Raw genomic sequence first — 13,493 nt, forward strand, 5'->3', positions numbered from 1 at the left:
CAAAATATTAAGAAAAAGAGGTGCCCCCCTATGAAGGAGGTCTGTCATTTTCTTGCCTTTATTTTTATTTCCACCCTCCTCATCCCTCTCTCCTACCCCCAAATAAATCGCATCTATCTCATTACCTTTACCCACCTTGACATAGGCTTCAATTGGCCAAGAGATGAAGTAGGCATCGGCTATAAACATTGCATAGACCACGCTATTGAACTATGCGAGAAATTCTCAGACCTGAAATGGACTATTGAGACAAGTTGGCAACTTGAGGAATGGCTGAAAAGAACGAAAGACGAGGATAAGATAAATAAATTAAGGGAGCTCGTCAAACAGGGAAGAATTTACCTCTGCGCCGCACCAGCCACAATGCACTCCGCAGTCCTCTCCCCTGAGGAAGCCTGTCGGCTCTTCTACCCAACTTACAAACTTTGCCAGCAACTCAATCTTCCCCTCCCTAAAGTAGCAATACAAAACGATGTCCCAGGTTATACAATCGCTTATCCCTTGATATTGAAAGAGAGCGGAATCCCCTACTTCCTCACAGGCATAAATTCCTTCATCGGAAAGGGAGCGGATGTCCCCCTCAAAGATAGACCTTTCCTTTGGGAGGGAGATGGTGGTGCGAAGGTGCTAACCTGGGTAAGTCCATCATATATAGAGGCTATGGATTGGGGTTTGAGCCATTTTGATGCAGGAAAGCTTGACGAACAAGAGAAAAAGATAAAAGCTCAATTGGAAAAACTTCAATCCGAGGGCTACCCTCACGATTCGATTATCGTCCTCGCCTCCATCCTTGATAATATGGATTCAGCGGGCGCCCAACAAGTTCTTACCTGCGCTCGCCATTGGAATTCTCTTGGGCAAAAGCCTGGGGTTATCGTAGCTAATCCGGAGGAGTTCTTCTTCCAAATAGAAAAATCCCGAAAGGGAGATTTTCCTGTTTACAAAGGTGATTGGTCGGGATTATGGGAAATGGTGAGGGCTTCCCTTGGCTACGGAAATTCCCTCTCCCGCTGGGCAAAGGAATATCTACCAATTGCTGAGACATTGTCAAGCATGATGGAGATGAAGTTCGGTGTTCCCTATCCTTGGGACGATTTGGAAAAGGGATGGAGAGCACTTTGGGAATACGACGAACATACAGCAGGAGGTGGAGTGGCTACCGATTACGGAGCAACGCTTGAACAAGTGAAACAGGGAGAATGGGAATCACTTGCCACCGCTGAAAGAGCATATGCCTCTGCAAGCAATATAATAGACTTCATCCTTAGAACCTTCCCTGTAAGCAAAGACCGTCCAGTAATCTTCAACCCTCTCCCCTGGGAAAGAGAGGATGTCGTCTTTCTCCACCTACCCAAAGAGTTAAAGGGACAAGAATTAGAGGTAAGGGATGTCCGAAGCGGTGAAGCGATTCCGTTTGAGGCTTTGGATGAAGAGAATATCTTTCTGAAGCTAAGCCTTCCATCCTTCGGCTATAAGCAGGTTGAGATAACGAAAGGCAAAGGTTCCCTTCCCTTATTAAAGAGACAAGAGGAGAGTTTCATTGAGAACGAGTTCTATAGGGTAGAGGTGGATACATATGGACGCATTGTGAGTATTTTAGATAAGGAAGCGAAGAGAGAGCTCGTCGGGAATGAAGAAGAATATATATTTAATGGGCTATTAATAGGTAAAACGAATGAGACTTATATCGGAGCGGTAAAGAAAGAGGAGGGAATTAGTTGCAATATCCTATGTGAGAAAGGGAACTTAATGCAAAGAATCGTTATAGAGAAGGAAAATTCTCCCCTTTCGCGCACGGAGATAAGGCTATATGAAGGGCTAAAAAGAATAGAGATTGTGAACACACTGGATTTAAAGAAGGGAGAATTTGGGGGAGAAACCTTCCTCCTTTCCTTCCCATTCAAGATAGATAGGGAAAAGATGCAGATTAGGGTAGATGGTCCCCTCCAGGCGAGAAAGGTTCCGGATGATTATCTTCCTCCTCAAAACATAAGCTCCCTACCGGCATATCGCTGGATAGAGATAAGGGAAGGTGATGGATATGGAGTGGTCATATCCTCTCGTGAGTCTTTTCTTTGGCTTGCTGGCACTCCTCGCTGGGCACCTCACCAATTTGACAGAATCCCCATTCTGTTTTCAGTCCTGCTTAATATCGGAGAAATACACGAATTAAAGAATTCATTTTTGAGAAGCCCTTATCCAATGCCTGATAAATTCACCTTCCACTTTGCCATCACGACGAATTACCATTTCGACCCCGTAGCCCAAGAGCGGTTCGCAAGTGAATTCTGCTGCCCTCCCCTTTATTGCAATAGACCATTGCCCGGTTATCCCGCTCATAAGCTGGAAAATATGGATTCTTTCATCAAGGTTGAACCCGAAAATGTCAGACTCCTTACGATAAAAAGAGCGGAAAACGGGAAGAAGAACGAGTTCGTTATCAGGCTCTTGGAGAAAGCGGGAAAGAGAACTGAAGCGACGATAAAGCTACCAGTGAAAATCAAGGAAGCACAGCTATGTGACTTATTGGAAAGAGAAAAGGGAATTCAACCCTTAACCCTAAATCCCCTGAAATTACTCCTTGACCCCCATAGCATCGCCACGGTAAAGATTATTGTGGAAAGCGAAAAATGAAAAAGCATATCAATTTGTCATTGATCATCTCTCTTCTTGCCTCACAATTTCTTACCACCCATGCCTTCCCCTCCGCTCTTGAATTGAGGGGGAAGGTCACTAATTTCCCCTTCTGGCTCGGCACGACTATGTATAACAATGCCTGGAAGGGATTCGCGCAAAACGAATTCCGCACGGATTGGTGGTGGTTTGATAAAAACTATTGGAGCAACCTCTTCTCCGATATGGAAAAGCAACACATAAATGCCCTCCTATTTTGCCATCCCCACCCCTACCCCGCCTTAGTTGACCTCCCTCAATATCCCGAAGCCCGCTATTTCCCCTCCGATTTACTCTCCAAATATCGGGAGATGTTCAAATGGATTCTGGGAGAAGCAAAACGACACGGCATAAAGATTTATTTCCTCACTTGGAACATCTGCCTTCCACCGCAATTCGCTGAAACCCATTCCCTTCCCGAATTCGGCGCAGATACTCCCTTAACCCGAGCCTATACGAGAGCCGCCGTAGCGGAGCTTTTTCGCTCCTACCCTGAACTCGGTCTTGTCACGATGGCTGCTGAAACGCCGCCTAATTGCGTTGATTTCGTTGAGGATGCAATTGTGGGCGGATTGAAGGACAGTGGTTCCAATCCCGCCCTCATCTTCTGGACTTGGTGTAGCTATCCCTGGGATGCGAAAAGAATCCTTGAAAGCTATCCGAATACGAAACTCATGCACTACCTCCAGTATGAGCAGTTCTTCCTCCCCAAAGCTGACCCACGTATTGGTAAGTTCAGCCGAGAATGTGGAAATGCTCCGATGGTCGCTCTTGGCGGTCCGAAATCAGCGCATGGCTATCTCTTTTGGGGAGACCCTGAATGGGCAAGGGAGACAATCAAAAGTTTGAAGGAGCAAAACGGAGTGGGACTCTTCATTGAAACCTACATCGCCGAACCTTGGCTCGCGGAGCGGTCCTTTTCCCGCTATGCCTACGATTTGGGCAAGGGATATGAGGAGGAAGAATGGATAAGGAAGATTGAGGAGCGTTATAATTGTCCGGGAATGGGCAAATCGCTTCTATCGGCTATGAAATCCGCAAGCAGAATAATTCCCACTTTCCTACTCTTAGTTCACAGCCAGACCGACCACTATATGCCCCAGTTCGGTCTGCCTCTTGTCTTCTATCTGGAGATGCCAACCCTTTCCACATATATATTTGAGAATGTCCAAACAACCGATGAGAAAGGTTACTTAAAGCCAAATCTCGGGTTATGCTATCCTAATCCAGATTGGGGATTGGAAGTCGTCTCAATTTGGGATTATGCCAAGGGCAACATTCCGAAGAAGGCAATCACTCCAAGAAAAACAGCCGACGATATAGAAAGATACGCAAAGAGATGTTTGGATGAGGTTGGGAAATTAAGGGGGGAAGCAGTGGGAAAAGATCACTTAAACCAGCTCCTTGATAGGATAGAGCTCAACGCTTATCTTGGTCTCCATTTCGCCCATAAGATACGCTCGGCGATAGAATGGGCGAAATTCAAGCTTGGGCAGAATTCGTCTGCTTCCTGCCTGTGGCATTTGCGAGAATCCCTCAAAGCTTGGGAAAAGGTTGTGGAGATAGCAAATAAGCTATATCCGGGCAAGGTCAGATTCTGGCGCTGCGAGATTTCCTCTCCTCCACCCTGGAGGCAAAATCAGATTTGGAACTCCTATGCCCAGGTTGAAGGACATTGGCGTGAGCATTTAGAGCCGTTTAGACGAGAGCTCAAAATTGTAGAAGAGGAGATTAAGAAAGGAAGAGAGAAGGCAAGGCTTCCACTTTGGGAGGAGCTGTTGGCGGAGCCCAAGGAGAAGCTGGAGTTGATTTTCTCGGAGGATTTTGAGGAAAGGAACGATAAATGGATTTGGGGTGAGGGAGCCTCAATCAGCGAAAAGGAGGTTATCAATGGAAAGGGCTCAGCCCTTTTTGATTCCCGAAACTTGAAAGGTGAATGGCACTTGGCATTGCAAATGCGTCCAGGAGTGGTGAAATTGGAGCGGGGAAATAAATATCAACTTGAGTTTGATTACCGTATTATTGAGGAAGGCTTGGATTATCCCGATAATCCCTTCGCAGTAGCGGGACGCTCTCCAACAGGAGGATGGGAAAAGGACATCGGGACGGGAAGGTTCTGGAGCGGGAGAAAAGGAGCGGAGGGGCATCGCGTCGTCATTCTTGAGCCGAAGGAATTTGATGATTACACAGTATTTTTCAGCCTTCACGGAAGAGGTGCGATATTGATAGATAATTTAAAAATCTATCGGGTTATCCCTGATAAGCAATAGAAAGCTTTTGGGTAAATCTCAACGAAATTGTAAAGCTATGTAACTTTTCCCTATTAAAAATATTCTATTATAATTGAAAATTGAAAGGAGGTGAGTTTCATGGTTAGGAAATTGATGCCTTTCCTTGTCCTTTTCTCTCTCGTGGCTTTTTCCTTCCCTACCGATATTCCCTATACAATAGAAGGACTGCTCAACAAATTGGACCAGTCCATAGATAAAGTGAAGAATCCGAATTTCTCAAAAACTTATACTCCTCCGTCCCTCGTCCCTTACGCAACAAGCAAAGTAGATGGGCACTTCGTATACTTCCACATGAATATCTACCGCCCATGCCCCTATCCTCGCCCCCGCTTGGGATACCGCTCCGTGGTCATATATACCCCTGTTCCTTTTTATTACCCACCCATTGCCTATCCACCAACCGTTGTGTATCAGCCCGCTCCCGACTACCTTGACCTTTTCCTCCTAAAGGAACTCCTGAATGCGAAAGACGAGGTTAAGGAAACGAAAAAAGAAGTGGAGAAGCTGAAGGAAAAGGTGGAAAAACTTGAGGGGAAGGTCATCTGCCCAACCTGCAAGAGAGAGATGGAACCAAATTGGACATTCTGCCCCTACGATGGCACACCTCTGAAGAAGGAAGCGGAGAAAAGGAGGGCGAGTCTATACGCCGAGGTTCTGAAGAGAATTTATAAAGAGGCGAAAGCGGGAAACAAGTTCATTGCCGTTGACCTAACGAGCTTGGATGGGCTGAGCGATGAAGGAAAGCAGGCGGTATTGAACCAGCTGAAAAAGGAAACCCAGTGTCCAAACGTCTTCAGCTTCGCAGAGGTTAAAGACGATGGGGAGAAGTTCCTCATTGATGAAAAGGGAAGGATAGTGGGAACGAAGAACGGAGCTCTCCTCTTTCTGGTGGTGCAGGAATACAAAGAAGATAGGGCTAAATTAAAGGCGGTTTGCTGGCTTTCCCCAAACGAAATCTTCTTCGCTTCTTACGAAGCAAAGTTCTTTGATGGGTCCTGGCACCTAACGGAGTTGAGGGAAACCTAAGAGTTTCTTGATTGCTTCAAAAAAGCGTAGATGAAATCATCAAGGTCTCCATCAAGGACCTCCTGAACATCCCTTCTCTCAACCCCTGTGCGATGGTCCTTGATGAGCGTGTAGGGATAAAGGACATAGGAGCGAATCTGGCTCCCCCAGGCTATCTCCTGCTTCTCGCCCCTTATCTCTTTTATTGCCTCCTCCCTCTTCTTTCTCTCCAGCTCCGCCAACCTCGCCCTCAATATCTTCAGAGCGGAGAGCTTGTTTTGATATTGCGACCGTTCGCTCTGACAGGAAACAACTATTCCAGTTGGGATGTGGCGAATGCGCACAGCTGTTTCGTTTTTCTGCATATGCTGACCGCCGGGCGCGGAAGCCCTGAATGTCTCAATCTCCAAATCCTCCTCGTTTATCACTATCTCGCTTTCCGGCATCTCGGGAATCACATCCACAAGGGCAAATGTCGTATGGCGCCTCCTATTCGCATCAAAAGGGGAAATCCTCACGAGCCTGTGAACCCCTCTTTCCGCCTTTAAATAACCATAGGCATAAGGTCCCACAACTGAGATTGTCACTGTCCTGCTCCCCACAACCTCCCCAGGTGTCCTGTCAAGCATTTCCCACTTGTATCCTTTCTTATCCGCCCACATAGTATACATCCTCAGGAGAATCTCAACCCAATCACAAGCCTCCGTTCCTCCCGCACCCGCCTTCAATGTCAAAATCGCGTTCCTTTCATCCAATGGGTCAGTGAATAATGTGGAAAGCTCCAACTCCTCAACCTTTCGTTTCAAGCCCTCCACCTCACCAACGAGCTCTCCCTCAAGAGATGGGTCTTCCTCCGCTAAGGAGACAAGCTCCAATAACTCCTCACACTCCCTCTTCACCCCCTCTATCCTCTCCACTTCCTCTTCCAGACGGGAAAGCAAAGCTACCTTCTCTTTCGCTTCAGGCTTCTGCCAAAAAGATGGGTCGCTTATCTCCCCCTTTAGCTCCTCTATCCTCCTCTTCTTCCCCTCCAGGTCAAAGGGAATCACCCAATTCTTTTACCTTCTCAATTAAAGCTTCAACATCCTCTCTCAAAGCCATCTTAAGCCCTTTGCCTCTCCTTCATCATATCTTTTAGCATGCAACACTTCTTGTATTTCTTACCGCTTCCGCAGGGACAGGGGTCATTCCTCCCCACTTTCTTCTTCACCCGCTGGGAACTTTGCCTCGCTACCTCTGGCGAACTCCTCACGGGAACCGCTCTCCTTTGGGGTTCCCCACTTATCTGCACCCAGAAGAGATACTTAACCGTCCCCTCTTCTATCCTATGCATCAATTCCTGAAACATGGCGAAAGCCTCCGTCTTGTAAGCAACCAATGGGTCGGTCTGGGCGTAGGCACGAAGCCCTATTCCTTCCTTTAAATATTCCATAGCGTTCAGATGTTCCATCCACTGCGAGTCTATAACCCGGAGCATTATGAGGCGCTCCACTTCTCTCATCGTTTCCCCACCCACATGAGATTCCTTCTCCTCGTAAGCCTTCAGCATTGCTTCGTAAAGGAGAGATTTAAGCTCTTCTTTCCTCTTGCCCTTGAGGTCTTTCTCCTCAAGGTATAGCGGGAGGGGAAAGATGTAGGAGAGCGATTCATATAATCCCTTTATATCCCAATCCTCCTCGTTTACTCCCTTGGGACAATGCGATTCTACATATCTATCAACGACATTTTTCATAAACTCGGTGATATTGGAGCGCATATCCACCCCTTCCAAAATCTTCCGCCTCTCCCTGTAAATCACCTCTCTCTGTATGTTCATCACATCATCGTATTCAAGGAGCTGTTTCCTTATGCTGAAGTGCCAGCCCTCCACCCTCTTCTGCGCCCTCTCAAGTGCCTTCGTTAACAAGGGGGATTCAATCGGCTCATCATCGGGCCAACCCGAAAGGAGAAAGCCTCCCTTTTCTCCGAAGAGACGCCAGAGTTCATCCTCAAGGGAAACATAAAAGCGAGAAGAACCTGGGTCCCCCTGCCTACCAGACCTACCCCTAAGCTGGTTATCTATTCTACGAGATTCGTGCCTTTCAGTTCCAATGATATGAAGACCGCCAGCTGCCAGAACGAGCTCCCTTTCCCTCTCGCAAATCTCCCTCGCCTTTCTCAGCGCTTCTTCGTATTCCTCAGGGGAGGCAGTGGCGGGATTTATCCCCTTCTCCTGTAGGAATAAATGGGCGAGTCCCTCAGGATTACCTCCCAGGAGGATGTCCACTCCTCTACCTGCCATATTCGTCGCTATCGTTACCATCCCATATCTTCCCGCTTGGGCGATAATCGCCGCCTCTTTCTCGTGATACTTCGCGTTGAGAACCTGATGGGCTATCCCGTTCTTAAGAATATCCCTCAACTTCTCTATGTTCTCCTTGTTTTCTATTTCTATCAACTCAGCAAACCTACGGAGGTTCTCCTCAGACAATGGGTCGGGGTTCACCTGGAGCTGTTTAGCAATAGATTGCAACTTGGCAAGAGATAGCTGTTCCAAAGGAGTGAGGAGAGTTTTCCAAAATTCATCCAATTTGGGGTCGTTCTTATCCTTGCCCCTTCTCAATTTCACTTCGTTAAGAAGTATTTTTGCGAGGGCAAGCATCTGCAAGCTTATGGGGGAAAGACGTGCGGAGAGCTTCTCCGATACCTCAATGGAGCGAGTTCCCACGAGGAGAGGTTGCCCCTTATGATGCCTCTGCACTATCTCCTCCACTATCCCCCTATACTTGGCTTCCTGCGTCTTGTAGACCCTATCAGGAAGGTCCTGCCTTATCATAGGCTTATGAGTGGGAATAACGACGACATCCAAGCCGTAAATCTTCCTGAACTCCGCCTCCTCTGTCTTCGCTGTTCCCGTCATTCCCGCCAGCTTCTTATAGAGGCGAAAGAGGTTCTGGAATGAAGTTACAGCTATTGTCTGGCTCTCCTGCTGAACCCTCACCCTCTCCTTAGCTTCTATCGCCTGATGCAAACCATCGGAGTATCTTCGCCCGAACATCAAACGTCCCGTGAACTCATCTACTATTACAACCTCTCCATCCTTTACTACATAATCAACATCCCTTTTATAACAGAAACGCGCCCTCAAAGCGGCGTTTACCGCCCTCATTATCTCCACATTCTCAATATCGCTCAAATTGGAAATCCCCAACGCCGCCTCTACTCTTTTTACCCCTTCCTCTGTCAACATAGCGTTTTTAGCCTTCTCATCTATTGTGAAATCCCTACCCTCCCTCAGTCCTGCAACTGCCCTATCTACTCTATAATAAAGGGTGGTATCTTCCTCAATCGGTCCTGCTATGATGTGGGGAGTTCTTGCCTCATCTATGAGGATGCAATCCACCTCGTCAATTATGGCATAATTCAATTCCCTCCAGAGGAGAACGATTTCATCAATGGAAGTCACGAGATTATCTCGCAGATAATCAAAGCCGAGCTCGGAGTTAGTGGCATAAGTTATATCACAGGCATAGGCTTCCCTCTTTGAAGCGGGACGAAGGTTTTTCAGCCTCTCCTCTTCTTGGGGATAGGTGGGGTCGAAGACGAAGGCAGCTTCGTGCTGAATGCATCCAACGGACAGCCCGAGGAAATGATAAATTGGACCCATCCACTGGGTGTCACGCTTAGCGAGGTAGTCGTTAACGGTAACGATGTGGACGCCTTTCCCTTCAAGGGCGTTGAGGTATGCGGGGAGGGTGGCGACGAGCGTTTTACCCTCGCCCGTCTTCATCTCGGCGATTCTTCCCTGATGCAGGACTATAGCTCCCATAAGCTGAACATCAAAGGGACGCAGTCCAATGGTCCTCTTCGCCGCTTCGCGCACGACGGCGTATGCCTCTGGAAGGATATCATCAAGCGTTTCCCCCTTCGCTAACCTCTCCCTGAACTCATCAGTTTTAGCCCTTAATTGAGCATCAGATAGAGATGCGACCTTTGGCTCAAGGGAATTAATCTTCTCCACCAAAGGTCTTAACTTACGAATCTCTCTTTCGTTTGAATCAAATAAAAACTTCAGCATTCTAAGAAAATTCTAACGCAAGATGACGGAATTGTCAATAATAAAGAGCCCTCCCGAACCTCTGAGAAAAACCGCTATCTCCCGGTCCTTATTATATGGATGGTATGATAATGAATACGCCCAATGCTGATAAAAAATAAAGCAAGATTAAAAAAGGAATTCTCTCCGTTGAAGGGATTTGGGATAAGCATTACCACGTCCCCTCTCGCTCCAACATAACCTTTACTACCAACCTCTATCCTCTTTTTCCGATTTTTATCAGCAGGTAGTTGCTTAGAGCGTGTAAAACCATGTTATCTTTATCGGAATTCGTTACCCCCTCTTCGTCTGCCTTCCGAGCGCGATAAGGTGTAAATAATGTCGCTCATTGAATAATTTTTTCAAAACCCTTACCGCTACATTTTTGAGATAGCAATCCTTATTTTTATCAAGTTCCTCCTATATATCCCCTGTCCAGGCGCTAATTTTGGGGATTTGTTTATCACTCCTGAAAAATTTTTTCTATAATTCTTTACCAGCGTCGCTCTCCTTGTAATTAGACCATTCCACCGCCTCTACGGGTTTATCCACATACCAATCCGCAATTACCCTTTATGACTTCTATTTGTAAATTTCAAGATATTCGCAAAACCATCTCGTTATTGAGATTGGATTCGTTATGGCGTTACCCACTACGACAGCATAAGCCCCCTCTCTTATTGCCCTCCTCACCTGCCAAGGATATTTGAATCGCCCCTCCCCTATTATCGGCAAATCAACCTCCCTCGCCAATTCCCTTATCAGTTTAATATCCGGTCCCTTCCTCCTCGGAGAATATGGCGTATAGCCAGAAAGGGTCGTCGCTATCAAATCGGCGCCATCCTCAACCGCGCTCAACCCTTCCTCCCTCGTTGATATATCAGCCATCACTTTCAATCCCAGCTCCTCGTGTATCATCTTCGCCAAATCCCTAAAGGGAACGGGACGCTCCCTGAGGGTAGCATCACAGGCGATTATATCCGCTCCCGCCTCCGCCACAGCCCGAGCAGATTCAAATGTGGGAGTTATATAAACTGGATAGCCCTCCACTTGAATCTTGTATATCCCTATTATCACTAAATCAACCGCCTCCCTAATCGCTTTTATATCCTCCGGTCCATTTGCCCTTATCCCAATCGCTCCACCCATTTTAGCCGCCTTCGCCATAGCGCTCATATATTGCGGTCCATAAAGGGGACTATTCTTATCAGCTTGACAGGAAACAATCAATCCCCCCTTCAATCTTAATATCTTATCATCCGCCAAATTTTTCCCTCCTTTCCTTAAGGGAATTTTTGATTCTCTCAACCACTTCCGGCGTTATCTCCCTTCCGCTCTTTTTGAGAGCCAAGAGGAAAGCAGTTCCCTCCGGAGGAAGAACGGGGAAAACGAGCCTCGCTTTGGGCGCATCTCTCAACAATCTCTCCCTCAAAGGCTCTATTATCACCTCACCAGCGGAGAAAACTCCCCCAAACAATCCTACTGTGACCTCTTTATTTTCCATAGAGAGCTTTCGCAAAACAGCTATACAGGCTTCCGCCAATTCCTCCCCCGCCCTTTTGCATATCTCTAAAGCGATTTCATCCCCTTCCTTAGCCGATTTCAAAACAGCCTCCGCCGCTCCCGCTATCTCGGGACGGGAGATTTTCCCCGAATAAATCAATCTATGAAGCGCTTGAAGGTCAGGGATGTTGAAATGTAAGAGGAGATTAGAAAGGATGGAGGTTTGTTTTCCCCTTCCATCAACAGCTTTAGTTGCCCTGTTTATCCCTTCCTTAGCTATCCAGAAGGCGCTTCCCTCATCGCCCATGAAATATCCCCAACCGCCCGCTGAAGCTATTTGCCCATTTTTATTAATCCCAAAAGCGACAGAACCACCGCCGGCGATTATCACAACTCCTTCATTACCGAGAGTGCAGGAGGCAAGGGCGAGGAGAGCATCCCCTTCAAGGAAAATTTGTTCGGCTTTTATGACTCTCTTCGCTATCTTGAGCATCTCGTCGCAAGCTCCCGAGATGCCAAGATAAGCGGATTGGAAAACAGCTTCCTTCAATCCTCCATCCTTAATTGCCTCACTTATTGAAACAAGCAGAGCCTCTTTGAACCTCTTCTTCCCGCCCTTTTCCCTGATGTGATTTGAAGGTCCACCCTTGCCCCAGCCTAAAACCTCCCCATCCTCATTCCCTATGACCGCAACGGTCTTGGTCTGCCCTCCGTCTATTCCAAGATAGAGCCTCATATCTCTATCCTCTCCTTTAAATCAATAGATTTGTGCGCCGCCTCCGCTATCCTAACCGCGATAAGTGCCTCCTCGCCATCAATTAATGGAGGGTTGTCGCCGATGACGCAATCAATGAAATGCTCAACCTCCGCTCTCAAAATGCCGAATGGTTCGTTATGGAGAAGGAAATGATAGAATGTATCGGGAAATTCGCTTTTCTCTTTGTAAATTCGTAGATTTTGATTATCAATCCTCAGATAAATGGCACCTTCGCTTCCCACGACCTCCAATTGGGAGTCCAGACCGCTCGGCGAATAATCGGGCAATACCCAGGATGTCTCAACACAAGCTATCGTTCCATCCTCCCATTCAAGGAGGATGAAAGCGGTATCAAATGTGTTCAGGAAACGGAGGAGCTTGCTATTGGCGGTGGCGTAAACCCATTTTGGCGGGGATTTCTTCAGCCAACAGAGGATATCAATATCGTGGACGGCGAGGAAGAAGATAGGCGATGTCCTTCCTTTTATTCTTATCGCATTGGAAAGCAAATTGTTCCTTCTCGCATAGAAATGAACTATATCTCCTATCTCTTTTTTCTCTATCCTTTCTTTGACGAGGGCGTAGCGAGGGTCGAAGCGGAGGATATGTCCAACCATTAGCTTTATGTCCGCTTCCTTGCAAGCTTTCACCATCTCAATGCCATCCTCAACGCTTGTGGCTAAGGGCTTTTCTACGAGGATATGCTTTTTGTTTTTGGCGAAATAGAGTGTTGGCTCAAGGTGATAGTTATCGGGAGTGGCAATGATAACTGCGTCTATTTCCTCAACGGGAGCCTCCTTGAAATCCTTATAGCCTTTCACTTTGAAATGGCAAGCTGATTTTTCAAGCCTTTCAGTATCTATATCGCATATCCATTGGAGGGAGGCTTGGGGTAGGGAGCGGAGGACTTCGCAGTATTGCCATCCCATAACTCCCATGCCAACGACACCGATTTTTAAGAGATTTTTAGGGGCTTTCTCGCTCATAAAATCCTCCTTTCTTTATAAAGAATTTTACATATTTAGGTTAAGGGAATAAAGCGAAACCAATTTGCCCTTTTATTTCGTTTAGGTATTGCGAGCCCGCCTTCGGCGGGCACGCATTGACAGCAGGGGGCAAGATTATAGGGAGCGACTTTTCTGTCATTCTGGGGAGGGAGAGAAACCATTCTTTTTCTTAAAATCATTCC

General features: G+C 47.0%; 9 protein-coding genes. 3 read left to right on the forward strand and 6 right to left on the reverse strand.

What is annotated here, in order from left to right:
• Positions 1-30 precede the first annotated feature (30 nt).
• From H5T88_09690 to H5T88_09700, 3 genes are all read left to right on the forward strand, one after another.
• Positions 31-2,634 carry a hypothetical protein gene (locus H5T88_09690; protein ID MBC7330613.1) on the forward strand — a complete coding sequence of 868 codons (2,604 nt, stop codon included), beginning with the start codon at positions 31-33 and terminating at the stop codon, positions 2,632-2,634.
• Positions 2,631-4,943, forward strand: coding sequence for a hypothetical protein (locus H5T88_09695; GenBank protein MBC7330614.1), 2,313 nt, complete (start codon positions 2,631-2,633; stop codon positions 4,941-4,943). The genes H5T88_09690 and H5T88_09695 overlap by 4 nt, the downstream gene beginning before the upstream one ends.
• Positions 4,944-5,042: 99 nt before the next feature.
• A complete protein-coding gene (locus tag H5T88_09700) occupies positions 5,043-5,990 on the forward strand; it encodes a hypothetical protein (protein ID MBC7330615.1) in 948 nt (315 codons plus the stop codon).
• On the opposite strand, the gene prfB is transcribed toward H5T88_09700, so the two are convergent.
• The 6 genes from prfB to H5T88_09730 all read right to left on the reverse strand — a co-directional run bounded on the left by prfB (position 5,987) and on the right by H5T88_09730 (position 13,490).
• Positions 5,987-7,070, reverse strand: a protein-coding gene (prfB, locus tag H5T88_09705) for a peptide chain release factor 2 (protein ID MBC7330616.1) whose coding sequence is annotated in 2 segments (ribosomal slippage) — positions 5,987-7,015 and positions 7,017-7,070 — 1,083 coding nt in all. Because the reading frame shifts where the segments join, the coding sequence is not laid out codon by codon here. The two genes, H5T88_09700 and prfB, sit on opposite strands and share 4 nt — an antisense overlap.
• Before the next feature lies 1 nt (position 7,071).
• Positions 7,072-10,026 carry a preprotein translocase subunit SecA gene (secA, locus tag H5T88_09710; protein MBC7330617.1) on the reverse strand — a complete coding sequence of 985 codons (2,955 nt, stop codon included), beginning with the start codon at positions 10,024-10,026 and terminating at the stop codon, positions 7,072-7,074.
• Positions 10,027-10,626: 600 nt separating this feature from the next.
• Positions 10,627-11,310 (reverse strand): N-acetylmannosamine-6-phosphate 2-epimerase, encoded by a 684-nt coding sequence (locus H5T88_09715; GenBank protein MBC7330618.1) that lies wholly within the window; start codon positions 11,308-11,310, stop codon positions 10,627-10,629.
• The gene (locus tag H5T88_09720) at positions 11,300-12,283 is read right to left on the reverse strand and encodes a hypothetical protein (protein MBC7330619.1); all 984 of its coding nucleotides are present in this window, start codon (positions 12,281-12,283) and stop codon (positions 11,300-11,302) included. Before H5T88_09720 ends, H5T88_09715 begins: the two co-directional genes overlap by 11 nt.
• The gene (locus H5T88_09725) at positions 12,280-13,290 is read right to left on the reverse strand and encodes a Gfo/Idh/MocA family oxidoreductase (GenBank protein ID MBC7330620.1); all 1,011 of its coding nucleotides are present in this window, start codon (positions 13,288-13,290) and stop codon (positions 12,280-12,282) included. Before H5T88_09725 ends, H5T88_09720 begins: the two co-directional genes overlap by 4 nt.
• Before the next feature lie 35 nt (positions 13,291-13,325).
• Positions 13,326-13,490 (reverse strand): hypothetical protein, encoded by a 165-nt coding sequence (locus H5T88_09730; protein MBC7330621.1) that lies wholly within the window; start codon positions 13,488-13,490, stop codon positions 13,326-13,328.
• Between the last annotated feature and the right edge of the window lie 3 nt (positions 13,491-13,493).

Source organism: bacterium, assembly GCA_014360495.1.
In the GTDB taxonomy this organism is placed as follows: Bacteria; Armatimonadota; JACIXR01; order JACIXR01; family JACIXR01; genus JACIXR01.

Coding starts and splice junctions, on each gene's coding strand:
- H5T88_09700 (MBC7330615.1), top strand. CDS start 5,043: ATGGTTAGGAAATTGATGCCTTTCCTTGTCCTTTTCTCTCTCGTGGCT.
- H5T88_09695 (MBC7330614.1), top strand. CDS start 2,631: ATGAAAAAGCATATCAATTTGTCATTGATCATCTCTCTTCTTGCCTCA.
- H5T88_09720 (MBC7330619.1), bottom strand. CDS start 12,283: ATGAGGCTCTATCTTGGAATAGACGGAGGGCAGACCAAGACCGTTGCG.
- H5T88_09730 (MBC7330621.1), bottom strand. CDS start 13,490: ATGATTTTAAGAAAAAGAATGGTTTCTCTCCCTCCCCAGAATGACAGA.
- H5T88_09725 (MBC7330620.1), bottom strand. CDS start 13,290: ATGAGCGAGAAAGCCCCTAAAAATCTCTTAAAAATCGGTGTCGTTGGC.
- H5T88_09690 (MBC7330613.1), top strand. CDS start 31: ATGAAGGAGGTCTGTCATTTTCTTGCCTTTATTTTTATTTCCACCCTC.
- secA (MBC7330617.1), bottom strand. CDS start 10,026: ATGCTGAAGTTTTTATTTGATTCAAACGAAAGAGAGATTCGTAAGTTA.